Source organism: Hahella chejuensis KCTC 2396 (assembly GCF_000012985.1).
GTDB lineage: Bacteria > Pseudomonadota > Gammaproteobacteria > Pseudomonadales > Oleiphilaceae > Hahella > Hahella chejuensis.
In genome coordinates, this window is the sequence record NC_007645.1 from 2100848 (window position 1) to 2112261 (window position 11414).

Genomic DNA, 11414 nt, shown 5'->3' on the forward strand with positions numbered 1-11414 from the left:
TTGTCGGACTTCATATACAACCTATGGACAGCATCAGGCTCTGGCGCCCACATGAGTGAATCGGACCAAAAGAAGTTCATCGAAATCAATTTTCCGGTTTTAAAGCAGCGAACTGACCGGGTGTTGCGGGGAGCTGGCCAGTTTGCGGTCAGTACGGTAAAACTGCCAAAGTCCTTTCTCCCTCTCGGCCAGTTGATCCTCAGCGACGATCCTGTCGGCAGAGAACAATTGGCCTGCGAACTGGATCTGCTATTCGAAGCTCTCTACCAGCATCCCATCTCCGAACAATCCAAGGCACTGACAGGCTATCTGCGCAAGTACAAGCTGATCCCCAACGAAGAAACGACGGAAGGCCTGATTCAGTTTCTGGTCAAACAGACGGTGTCGCGCAGCCCGGTGGAGATTCCCGAGGCCATCGTCAATGAGTTCTGGCAGTTTTTTCATGAATTGATCAGCGCGCCGGAGCTGAAAGGGCTGGTGGAGCTGAACCTGGACATTATCCGCTCCGTCCTGCGCGCCTACGAGCCATTGCTGGTGGATATCATTAATCGCATCAAGCATCTGCGTCAGGTGAATAATCATGCTATTGGCGAGATGGCGCAAAAGGCGAGGGTGCTGCGCAGCGATCTGGCGATTTTGCGACGGCAGATTCGCGCCATCCGTTATATCAAACCCTTCTTACAAACTGATCCTCGCGACTTTGCCGGACAGGCGCAAATCGTGGCGAAAATGGTGCGTGAATTCGGCCCGCTCTTCATCAAGATGGCGCAAGTGGCCGCCGCCAATGCGGAGTTCCTGCCGGAGGAAATCGCCACTGAGCTGAAAGTGTTTCAGGAAGACGTGCAGCCGATGACGGTGGAGGAAGTGAATCAGGCGTTTCTGGAGTGCCACGGCAAGCTTCCCGGCGAGATCTACTTCGGCTTCGATGTCGCCAAACCATTACGTTCCGGCTCTATCGGCTCAGTCTATGCCGCGAAGAAACCTGTACGCAGAGACGGGGTTGAGATGTTGGTTCCGGTCGTAGTGAAGGTGTCCAGACATAACCTGGAACGAGAGTTTCAGATGGGGGCGCTGGCCCTGGAGCTGATGTTGATCTCCAGTCAGTACTGGGCGCCTCACACCAAGCTGCTGCCGTTTTTGGAGGCGATGTCCCGTCAGGTTAAAGAGTTCACGCGGGGGTTCGAGCAAGAGTTGAACTTCGAGGACGAAGCGGCCATACAAAAACGGTTTTATCGTCGCTCCCAGGACAGCGATAGTTGGTCCGTGCCACAAATATACTCCGCCACCGGGCGCATTATTGAAATGGAATACCTTGAGACGGCGCTGTCAGTGGATCGTCTGCTAAGGGAAGTGGCGGGACAGGAAAAGGAAGACCTGCGCCGGAAAGTCGCGGAACGCTTTCTATTCACCATTCTACAGCACGTCCTGGTGTATCAAGAGTTTCACGGCGATTTACACCCGGGCAATATCATGGTGACGCCCGAGGGAAGCTTGTTTCTGATCGATTGGGGCAACGTGGTGGATATGCGCGGCAAGTGGCCGCTGGTGTGGGACTATGTCTATGGAGCGCTGACGGCCGACGTAGATCGCCTGACGCATGCGCTAGTACAAATGAGCACGCATCCGGAAGACAATCTCCGCCGCAGGGAGTTTATACGCGCCGCCTTGGCGGACACCTTGAAGAAGAAAGGCGTCACGCCACTGGGCGTTCATGCCTTGTCGCAATTGTACAAAGAGGGCGTGGCAGGCGTTCAGCGTCGACTACAGACAGTGATGCACCTGTTATCCAATACCTATCAGCTTGGGATCATCGTGCAGAGCGATTACCTGCATCTGAGCCGCTCCATCACCGCCATGGCGGGCGCCTATCTGAGCATGTATGAGCAGGCCCCACGCTCTCAGCTGTTGATGGATCTGGGGTTGGGCGTGACGCTGTTTCCTTATCGTCTGGTTCGTGATCGCGCACAAAGCCGATTAAAGAGCTTGCGAGGACTGATCCGTGGCGCCTGAGTGTCCCATATGACCTCTCAAACAGCGCCGATGGCGGGCGCCTAAGTGTGTCTCGCCTCACAATTTTGTTAACAGGCGCCTGCCTTTTTCCCCATCTTTCCTAGACCACTTAGGTTGTTTATCTGCCTGTCAACCTTAGCTTGTCATGCTAACCGGCTTGTATATAAAGCCTTTTAATTACACAGATATAACTAAATTTACACAATGTAACATGCCATTTTTTTCTGATAGAATGCATTTTATGTGTACAGGTCAAAAGCAGACTTGTACTATCTAAATATGGTTAAAAATTGAACAGTTAGGGTGTGGCTTTTTCTGGTTGGGTCCATGTCTTGAGCGCTGGGTGAAACCGGCTTGAAGCTTAAGAGCCTATCGCTTTTCAGCAGGTGGCTGCTGAGTAGTAACAAAAAGCCGCTGGTAGTATGAAAGCCGAATCAGGCTGTTGTGTAGTAAGAGAGCTTAGAATGGAACTTCCACATTTTGATGAATTGCTTGAAATGGCCAAACAAAGGCCTGAAGCATTGGAAGCGCTAAGAGAAGAGATGGTGGAGTACATCATTACCTCCGCCCGGACTGACTGCCAGCGCAAGCTGCGCGGACTTCAGTTCAAGGTCGATATGACCCGCGCCAGAGCCAAGACTCCCTTGGCGGCATGCATCAAGATCAGTCAGTTAATGCATGAATCCCTGGCGGAGCTGCGTTACTGTTTGAACGAGCGTTATGACTTCGCCTTGGCTGAGGCGGAAGCCGCCCCGGTTTCCAATGCCGAAGTTATCTCCCTCGAAGACTATCGTAGTCGAGCCTGATCCCAGGCGCTTCTCTCTCCCGCAATGGATTGCCTTCTCGGCGTTTAACTGATCGCAACGCCGTAATAATGCGTTTTAACCGGTTTCGGCGGTCTCCACTCGTGCATTGAAAACACCTGGGGTAAACTGCCGCTCCACCTGTTGACCGACGTGGAGTAAAACGGTGAATGCGCCCCCTTTTCAAATAGTCTCTGACTACGATGACCTGCTGGTCGTTGATAAAGCGCCAGGAATATCTTTCCATGACGAAGAAGGCCAGCCCGGTTTGTGCTCCTGCGTGGCGGATACGCTAGGCATTCGCGTCTATCCTGTTCACCGTCTTGATAAAGTCACTTCCGGTCTGTTGTTGCTGCCAAAGACGCCCGCGTTGGCGCGAGAACTGACTGAGCAGTTCAGCTTACGCCAAGTTGAGAAATATTATCTGGCGCTGTCCGCGCATAAGCCGCAAAAAAAACAGGGTAAAATTATCGGCGATATGGAGAAGGCGCGCGCTGGCGCATGGAAGTTAACAGCCGGGCGCGAAAACCCCGCCGTCACTCAGTTCTTTAGCCACTCTCTGCAGCCAGGCGTCAGGGCGTTCATGGTGCGGCCTTTGACAGGAAAAACCCATCAAATCCGCGTCGCGCTGAAGAGTGTCTCCGCCCCCATCGCCGGAGATAGTTTATATGGAGGGAGGGCGAACAAAGAGTTTGACCGCACCTATCTGCATGCTTATGGCGTTCGTTTCAATTACCGCGGGAATCGTACGGCGATACTCTGTCCGCCGCAGAATGGGGCGTTATTCGTATCCGAGGCGATGAGCGCCTTGCTGGAAGAGAACTGGGGCGCTCCCTGGGATTTACCCTGGCCGGGACGTTGAGCGTCGGCCATATTAAAGAGCCAGCACTTTCTGCTCGCCGCAGCGGGCGCATCGATATACGGTCACCAATTTGCCTGATTTCACATCGAACTGCTTTTCCTTACTGACCTCCCATTTATGAAAGCCATTGCGGCACAGGGTTTTGCCTTTGGCTTTTTTCTTCAAGGATGGTCTTTTGAATGGAATGACATCACCCACGGCGCTTCTCGCATTTGTTAGTCATGAAAATGTGAGCATAGCTCCGAAACGGTTGAAATATCCATAATCGCCCCCACTTTCTGGGCTCAAGAGCCGGATAATGCGCCGGCCTGCAATGATTTTATTTCACTTGTTTCCGATATGGACTTACGCCAGGAGTTTGTCGACCGATGACGACTGCAACAGAAAAGCAAACCTTAGGCTTTCAGGCTGAAGTGAAGCAACTGCTTCACCTGATGATTCACTCGCTCTACAGCAACAAGGAAATATTCCTTCGCGAACTGGTCTCCAACGCGTCGGACGCCTTGGATAAATTACGTTTTCAAGCACTGAGCAAAGAAGATCTATACGAGGGCGACAACGACCTCAAAGTTCGCCTGGAGTTTGACGATAAAGCGCAGACCATCACTTTATCGGACAACGGTATCGGCATGAGCCGTGATGAAGTGGTGACGAACCTGGGCACTATCGCCAAATCCGGGACGGCTGAGTTCCTTTCCACTCTGACCGGCGATCAAAAGCAGGACTCGCGCCTGATCGGCCAGTTCGGCGTCGGCTTCTACAGCGCTTTTATCGTCGCTGACAAAGTGGAGGTTTATACCCGTCGCGCAGGCTTGAAACCAGACGAAGCCGTGCATTGGGAGTCTAGCGGAGAAGGCGACTTTTCCATCGAGACTGTAACAAAAGAAGAGCGCGGCACGCGTATCGTTCTGCACCTAAAGGATGAGGAAAAAGAGTTCGCCAATGGCTGGCGTTTGCGCAGTCTGGTGAAAAAGTACTCCGATCACATTTCCTTCCCTGTTGAAATGATTAAAGAAAACATGGATGTCGGGGAAGAGGAGGAAGGTAAGGAAAAGGCGGAGCCGGCTCCCGAGTTTGAATCCGTGAATGAAGCGACGGCGCTCTGGACCTTGCCGCGCAATGAGATTAAAGACGAAGACTACAAAGAGTTCTATAAGCACATTGCTCACGACTTCAGTGATCCATTGCTATGGGCTCATAACCGCGTTGAAGGCAAGCTGGACTACACCAGTCTGCTGTATGTCCCGGCCAAAGCGCCTTATGACCTGTGGAATCGGGAAGCGCCACGGGGCCTGAAACTATACATCCAGCGCGTTTTCATCATGGATGACGCGGAGCAGTTCCTGCCTTTGTATCTGCGTTTCGTAAAAGGCGTCGTGGATTCCAACGACCTGTCCCTGAACGTATCGCGGGAAATTCTGCAGAACGACAAGGCGGTGGAAAGCATGCGCTCGGCGCTGACCAAGCGCGTGCTGGACATGCTGTCCAAACTGGCTGCTGACGATGCGGAAAAATATCAGTCCTTCTGGGATGAGTTTGGCCGTGTATTGAAAGAAGGCCCGGCGGAAGACTTCATCAACCGCGAGAAAATCGCCAAGCTGATGCGCTTCTCCAGCACGCATCAGGACGATGACAAACAGACTCAGTCTCTGGAAGACTATGTCAGCCGCATGAAGCAAGGGCAGGATAAAATCTACTACATCACTGCCGAGTCCTACAGCGCTGGCGTGAAGAGCCCGCATCTGGAGATCTTCCGCAAGAAGGGCATTGAAGTGCTCGTGATGCATGACCGCATTGACGAGTGGTTGATGAGCCATCTCAACGAATTTGACGGCAAGCACTTCCAGGATATCGCCAAAGGTGAACTGGATCTGGGCGAGGTTGAAGACAAGGAAGAGAAGGAGAAGCAGGAAGAGGTTTCAAAAGAAGCTGAGCCTTTGCTTAACCGCTTGAAGGAAGTGCTGAAGGATCACGTGGAAGAAGTACGTGTGACTCACCGCCTGACTGACTCACCCGCCTGTCTGGTGGTAGGCGCCTACGATATGGGCGTGCAGATGCGGCGCATCATGGAAGCTGCAGGTCAGGCGTTGCCTGAGAGCAAGCCGACCTTTGAGATCAACCCTGACCATCCCCTGGTGAAAAAGCTGGGTGAAGAGCAGGGCGCGCGTTTTGAAGATCTGACCTGGGTGCTGTTTGATCAGGCGCGACTGGCTGGTGGCGAGAATCTGAAAGACCCCGCTGGCTATGTAAGCCGGTTGAATAAGCTGCTGCTTGAGCTTTCTAACGCGGGCTAAGCCGCGTATAGCTGTCAACTTTATTCAGGACGGGTCAGTCAGTAATAAAAAGGCCGCTTTAATCAGCGGCCTTTTTGTGGAGGAAAGATGGGCTACCGGCGTCTAACGGAAAACAATTAGCGTCTGGCTGCGCGGCGCACGGCGGAAGTCGAGAAGTCGCTATCTCTCAATCCGGGCGCAAAGTCGCGTGGCCTTTCTTCGTTATCCAAACCGTCGACGAAATAACGTCCTGACTTCAGGTCGTAAATAACCTCCAGTGTGGTCCAGGGGGCTTTCACCTCGTAGTAATTCACCACGTGGGCTTCCGATACGCGCCACAGTTCACCTTTATCGTCATAATCCTCCGCAACCAGCAGTTGCCAGGAGTCTTCATCAAAGTACATGCGGCGTTTGTGATAAATATGGCCCAGCCCCTCACGCAATACGCCCTCCACCACCCATACCCTGTGCGCTTCATAGCGAGCGTGCTCCTGGTTGATGTGGCCGGGACGCACGATGTCGTTCATGCGCAGATTGCTGGAGTGCAATGGGTAAGCGTTGTAAGGCACATAGATGATCTTCTTGGCGATCAGAGTCCACTCATACTGGTCCGGCGCTCCGTTATACATGTCAATCTGATCTGTGGTGCGTACTCCTTCGCTATTGGGAGCTTCACCGTCGTAGGCGAGGTTGGGAGAGCGTCGCACGCGACGTTCACCGGCCTGATAGCCCCAGGACTGTCTCGGAGACCGAATCTGATCCAGCGTCTCGTGCACCAGGTTCATGGTGCCCGCGAGCTTGGCGGGAGCCACTACCTCGGTTTTGAGGTAGAAGATTTTGTTGTCGATATCTTCCGGTCGATTGTGCTGCTGAGCATAGACAAAGAAATACTCATAGTCGGTCGTCACCGGCGTGTAGGAGCCGTCTGGGAGCGTGGCGGCGAACGAAGAACGGAAGGCGGCCTCTTCGCCTCGGTAACGCAGGATATGGTTCCAGATGATCTCCACCCCCTGATTGGGGATCGGAAACGGACTGGTGATCAGAGAGCCCTTAACGCCCGTTCCGCGAGGCATCAGTTCCGCCTTGGCGGCGTTTTGTTTCAGGGCGGCGTAGACGTGGTCAGGATAAGACGCGCTGCGACGGCTGGGATACACTTTCAGAATGTAATCACTTGGATACTTCTGCAGAAGAGCCTTGTGCCCTTCGGTGAGCTTATCTGAATAGTCTTGAGCATTACCGGCGTTAATAATGAAACGTGGAACGTCCGCATCGAAAGGATCGGCATGCCACTTATCTGGATTATAGTTCGCAGGCGGTTGTTTAATGCCTCCATCCCAGGGCGGCACTTCACCTCCTTCGCTACCGGCCCTCTCAGCGCCAAGAGGCGTGAGATCCCGATCCAGACGCGCCGTCTGATCCGGCGGCGCCTTAGCTGGAGCGCTCTGCGCGATTAGTGAAAATACGAGTAATACCAGTGCGTTATTTATATTTTTTTTTGCGTTACGGCTATAAGCCATGTCTTTCTCACTCTCTTTCTGGAAGTAACAGACAGTTCCCTTACTTTCTCTCCCTGGACAAAATTATAGCAGTCTAAAATATTATTCTAGTTTTCTCACTAGCGCCTTTGTTAGCGTTTATGGCGGGTTGCTGCTGAACGTTAACTTGTGTAAGGGGCGAGCTCCGGCATCGGGTGCTAAGCTATGAGAAAGACTCTGCTGATAGTTTGTCGCCATTTTTCGCGGAAACCTGAGTTGGATGAGACAGCAATGGTAGGGAATTTAGGCGCCTGAGCGAATCGGAATTGCGCCTCAGGAATTACTTCGGAGGGGAAATTTTTATTAAAGAACTTATGGTTAAAAACCTATACACTAATAAAAAGCGATTGTTGATGAGCTTAAGGTATGTCTGGAAAGTGGCTGACTTACGTAAATGAAAATCTGTTTTTCGCCAAGCTGCAATTGCAGTGGAAAGATACCTCTTCAACCGTGGCGGAAAGAGAATGCGCAGGGCGTGCGGCTTTGCGTTTTCTTCAACAGGCATATGTCGGTTTCTTGAACGAACTTGCCGAACAACGTCGCATCAAAGTTAAGATCGAGTCGCTCGCTGACTTGGAAGGACAGTTGGAAGTCGAATCGCCAGAAGTTATCAGCATGAAACTGGCGGCGGCCCAACCAGATTCCTGGTTGGCTCAATTATTGAAGCAATATGGGGAAATATCTCGTCCCCGAAAAAATGAAACGCCGCAGGATGAAAATATTATCGCCGCCACGTCAACCGTATCTGCAATGGAGGCGGCGGCAATACTGGAGTTCATGCAGGCGTTTATCAACGAGGTGAGAGAGCACAGTTTTGAGTGGTAGAGGTAAGCTTGAATGAAAGAAACCCTCTCAGGCCTCGACTGATAACAGCTTAGGAAAATGAATGAGGCGCCTGTGGCTAGTTTGCTGACATGTTCGTTCCCAGGTATTGGAACGATGGAAAACATTTCAGTGAGAACTTACGAGTAGGAGATTTGGAAATGGCATCAAGCTTCTTTGAAATTGTTCAACTGCCGAATGGAGACTTCGCTTTGCAACCCATGGGGGGCGGGAGCGAACATTTGGTGAAAATCAGCTTTGGTCAGGAAGCTAAGGCATATCTGGCGGAAAATGATGCGGCTGTCGCACACGCTATGATTAATGCGGCCATTAAGCTGGTAGGAGATATGCGGGAGGAGGCGATTCGTCAGTCAGAGGCGGAAGAAAAACCGAAAACCGTACATTAATGTCACCGACTGCCCATTAGAGGCAGTCGGCGCTTTGTCGGTTCACTGTTAGCGGCGAATAACGCCGACGCCCAGTCCTTCGATGTCCAAAGGCTGTTGCGACAGGTTCACTTCAATGGGTTCAAACTCTTCGTTTTCCGGCAATAAAAGCACTTTGTTTTTCTGACGCTGGAAACGTTTCACCGTCACTTCATCGCCAATGCGCGCAACCACAATTTGACCATTGTGGATATCGGTCGTGCGATGCACCGCCAGTAAATCGCCGTCGAGAATTCCCACGTCCTTCATGCTCATGCCTTTGACACGCAGAAAGTAATCGGCGGAAGGGGTAAAGAAGGACGGGGGCAGCTCACAATATTCTTCAATATTTTCCTGCGCCAGAATGGGATAACCCGCTGCTACCTGACCAACAATCGGAATGCCCTGATTTTGCGTTTCCGACGCCGGCAACCTGATGCCGCGCGAGGCGCCGGGAACCATCTCAATAGCGCCTTTCTTCGCCAGCGCTTTCAGGTGCTCTTCCGCAGCATTAGCGGAGCGAAACCCCAGGCGATTGGAAATTTCCGCCCGGGTAGGTGGATAACCCGTCTCCTCAATATGCTCGCGAATCAGTTGTAAAACCTGTTCCTGGCGCTTGGTTAGCTTAATCACTCCACCCTCCGGCGACCCCAAAAGGTCTGATAAAAATCTGTGTACACTATATGTTTATCCATGTCTGTTTATGTATACAGTAATGGTGTGGGCAAGTAAAGAAAAAATGTCTAAGTAACTGAGGATTAAGATGAAAACTGATATGGCGCGTCGCGGATCAAGCAAAGCTGATGAATATTGATCGACAACAAATGACTATCTTTGTTAATCGAGAAAATATGAATAGCTGACTACACTTTCTGGGAGCAACTTATGGCGTCACGCATTTTGATTATTCAGGGGCATCCTGACCCACAGGGTGGCCGCTTTTGTCATGCTTTGGCTGAAGCATACGCCGAAGGGGCGGAGGCGGCGGGACATGAGGTGCGTAAGTTGGCTGTATCGACAATGAGTTTTCCCTGGTTGCGTTCAAAGCGGGAATTTGAAGAACAGTCTCCGCCGGAGGTGATTATCGCTGCGCAGAAAGAAATCCAGTGGGCTGAATGTCTGTTTATTATTTATCCGCTATGGATGGGGGGCATGCCCGCCGTATTAAAGGCGTTCCTGGAGCAGACATTACGACCAGGCTTTGCGGTAAGTGGGGGAGGTAAGTGGCCCAGGCGGCTACTGAAAGGACGCAGGGCGCGCATAGTCGTGACCATGGGGATGCCTGCGTTTATCTATCGCTGGTTTTATCGCGCTCACAGTTTAAAAAGTCTAAAGCGTAATATCTTGGGTATTTGTGGGGTTTCTCCGATTCAAACGTCGCTGATTGGCGCGGTGGAAGACTCGGACGCCAAGCCCCGAAAACAGTGGCTGGATAGAATGCGCATGTATGGCGGTAAGGCGATGTAGCATTTGGTTTAGCTTGTGCGCTATTGGCTTGGCGGCTTTGATACAATTTGGCGCTTTTATTAGACAGGCCGATTAACTTTATCGGTATATATTCACTGCCCGCGCGGTAACTTTCATACTCTGCGACGTACTCTTTAATCAGGCTGTAAATCTCTTTAGGAATTGCAATGACGCCTGCGAACAGATGGTTTAGAGCCCCTTTGGCGTTGTCTTTTTCACTCTCACTGTCAGCGCGATAACATGGTCGAAGGGCGGCGGGGCTCGTTGACTGACTTTGGTGGGCGCTATGACTCGGCGTGAAACGAACTTTTCAATATCTACGATAAAGGCCATGACAATGACGCCTTCATCGACCGGCGTTTTCTATGAGGGCGATCCTTTTGATTATTAACATGGCAATGATATTGGCATGTTAATGATCAGGCGCATGGATGCGCCTGCGCGGCGGCTAGCCGCGGGAGACAGGGCCTGACATGTGCAGGCCCTGGCGTTGCAGCCAAATAGAAGGAAGCTATTTGGCTGCCTGATTAATAATAGCGATGAGTCGCGTATTTACCATTGGGGCTATTGGGCGGTGCGCTACATGTTCGAGCAGCGTCCAGACGACATTGAGCGATTAGTATTATGGTTCCGACTTGGCCGATATGACGATTACCAGGACTGGCTTGATGACGAAGCGAAAGAACTGGATGCGGGGTTTGCAAAGTGGATGGGGAAAGTGAGGAAGGAGCTTCAGGTCGCTTCTGGCGTTTAAAGTAAAAGCCAAATCCCTGGCGTATAGGTTATATCCGTGCTGGCGGTTTCTTTAGCCGTTTCGGCGGGATAACTGAGTCGCTGCAGAAGGCTCTGGAGTGATGTCGGTCATTGGCTGAATTGAGGGGATGGGACGGCTAAATTGCTGCTCATCCTCCTTGGCCTCTACATTTGCGCAGAACTCCATCAGCCAGGCATACCCGTAAGGGGTTATCTGTTCGGTATAGCGCAGCAACTCCGCGATGCGGAATAAGTCGTTAACAACCTTCTGCGAAGGGGACGTCTGATTCACTGTTACTCCTTAAACCTGTGTTCAATGATGCCCTAAGGGCTAGTGCAATTGTGTTTTTGGAAGGAAATGGTATTTGTCTTGTTATGGTGGGGCAAGAGGGGGTATGGTCTAGGTCTTTTGGTTTGGAAGGGATAATCCACTGCTACGTGTTATGCCGTTAGATAAGTAACAT

The 11414-nt window shown here is 51.7% G+C and carries 12 protein-coding genes; 8 read left to right on the forward strand and 4 right to left on the reverse strand.

Translation table 11 applies throughout. The features are described 5' to 3' along the window. Window positions 1–51: 51 nt before the first annotated feature. The 3 genes from HCH_RS09330 to HCH_RS09340 all read left to right on the forward strand — a co-directional run bounded on the left by HCH_RS09330 (window position 52) and on the right by HCH_RS09340 (window position 3675). The gene (locus HCH_RS09330; RefSeq protein WP_011395961.1) at window positions 52–2010 is read left to right on the forward strand and encodes an AarF/UbiB family protein; all 1959 of its coding nucleotides are present in this window, start codon (window positions 52–54) and stop codon (window positions 2008–2010) included. Window positions 2011–2474: 464 nt separating this feature from the next. Continuing rightward, window positions 2475–2816, forward strand: coding sequence for a DUF3135 domain-containing protein (locus HCH_RS09335; RefSeq protein ID WP_041598539.1), 342 nt, complete (start codon window positions 2475–2477; stop codon window positions 2814–2816). A gap of 163 nt (window positions 2817–2979) precedes the next feature. Continuing rightward, window positions 2980–3675 (forward strand): TIGR01621 family pseudouridine synthase, encoded by a 696-nt coding sequence (locus HCH_RS09340; RefSeq protein WP_011395963.1) that lies wholly within the window; start codon window positions 2980–2982, stop codon window positions 3673–3675. Between the two features lie 12 nt (window positions 3676–3687). Here HCH_RS09340 and HCH_RS09345 read toward each other — a convergent pair whose 3' ends face one another. Beyond that, the gene (locus tag HCH_RS09345) at window positions 3688–3840 is read right to left on the reverse strand and encodes a hypothetical protein (protein WP_337998588.1); all 153 of its coding nucleotides are present in this window, start codon (window positions 3838–3840) and stop codon (window positions 3688–3690) included. Between the two features lie 203 nt (window positions 3841–4043). Between HCH_RS09345 and htpG the strand changes: the two genes are divergently transcribed. Further along, entirely contained in the window at window positions 4044–5969 is a 1926-nt protein-coding gene (gene htpG / locus HCH_RS09350) for a molecular chaperone HtpG (RefSeq protein WP_011395965.1), read from the forward strand. A 116-nt stretch (window positions 5970–6085) separates the two neighbouring features. Here htpG and HCH_RS09355 read toward each other — a convergent pair whose 3' ends face one another. After that, window positions 6086–7465, reverse strand: a complete 1380-nt coding sequence (locus tag HCH_RS09355; RefSeq protein ID WP_011395966.1) for a DUF1329 domain-containing protein — start codon at window positions 7463–7465, stop codon at window positions 6086–6088. 384 nt (window positions 7466–7849) lie between these two features. Between HCH_RS09355 and HCH_RS09360 the strand changes: the two genes are divergently transcribed. Continuing rightward, window positions 7850–8308 carry a DUF6586 family protein gene (locus HCH_RS09360; protein ID WP_011395968.1) on the forward strand — a complete coding sequence of 153 codons (459 nt, stop codon included), beginning with the start codon at window positions 7850–7852 and terminating at the stop codon, window positions 8306–8308. A 158-nt stretch (window positions 8309–8466) separates the two neighbouring features. Further along, complete coding sequence (locus tag HCH_RS09365) at window positions 8467–8712, forward strand: hypothetical protein (protein ID WP_011395969.1); 246 nt, start codon at window positions 8467–8469, stop codon at window positions 8710–8712. Between the two features lie 48 nt (window positions 8713–8760). Here the strand turns inward: HCH_RS09365 and lexA are convergent, their stop codons facing one another. Continuing rightward, window positions 8761–9363: a transcriptional repressor LexA gene (gene lexA / locus HCH_RS09370; RefSeq protein WP_011395970.1), complete on the reverse strand. Its 603-nt coding sequence runs from the start codon at window positions 9361–9363 to the stop codon at window positions 8761–8763. Between the two features lie 252 nt (window positions 9364–9615). Between lexA and HCH_RS09375 the strand changes: the two genes are divergently transcribed. Continuing rightward, the gene (locus tag HCH_RS09375) at window positions 9616–10197 is read left to right on the forward strand and encodes an NAD(P)H-dependent oxidoreductase (RefSeq protein ID WP_011395971.1); all 582 of its coding nucleotides are present in this window, start codon (window positions 9616–9618) and stop codon (window positions 10195–10197) included. 475 nt (window positions 10198–10672) lie between these two features. Further along, window positions 10673–10951 (forward strand): collagenase, encoded by a 279-nt coding sequence (locus HCH_RS09380; protein WP_011395973.1) that lies wholly within the window; start codon window positions 10673–10675, stop codon window positions 10949–10951. A 51-nt stretch (window positions 10952–11002) separates the two neighbouring features. Here HCH_RS09380 and HCH_RS09385 read toward each other — a convergent pair whose 3' ends face one another. Further along, complete coding sequence (locus tag HCH_RS09385; RefSeq protein ID WP_011395974.1) at window positions 11003–11242, reverse strand: hypothetical protein; 240 nt, start codon at window positions 11240–11242, stop codon at window positions 11003–11005. Between the last annotated feature and the right edge of the window lie 172 nt (window positions 11243–11414).

Excerpts from the sequence above, each read along its gene's own strand:
- HCH_RS09330 (WP_011395961.1), top strand. The coding sequence starts at position 52 with ATGAGTGAATCGGACCAAAAGAAGTTCATCGAAATCAATTTTCCGGTT.
- HCH_RS09335 (WP_041598539.1), top strand. The coding sequence starts at position 2,475 with ATGGAACTTCCACATTTTGATGAATTGCTTGAAATGGCCAAACAAAGG.
- htpG (WP_011395965.1), top strand. The coding sequence starts at position 4,044 with ATGACGACTGCAACAGAAAAGCAAACCTTAGGCTTTCAGGCTGAAGTG.
- HCH_RS09355 (WP_011395966.1), bottom strand. The coding sequence starts at position 7,465 with ATGGCTTATAGCCGTAACGCAAAAAAAAATATAAATAACGCACTGGTA.
- HCH_RS09360 (WP_011395968.1), top strand. The coding sequence starts at position 7,850 with ATGTCTGGAAAGTGGCTGACTTACGTAAATGAAAATCTGTTTTTCGCC.
- HCH_RS09365 (WP_011395969.1), top strand. The coding sequence starts at position 8,467 with ATGGCATCAAGCTTCTTTGAAATTGTTCAACTGCCGAATGGAGACTTC.
- HCH_RS09375 (WP_011395971.1), top strand. The coding sequence starts at position 9,616 with ATGGCGTCACGCATTTTGATTATTCAGGGGCATCCTGACCCACAGGGT.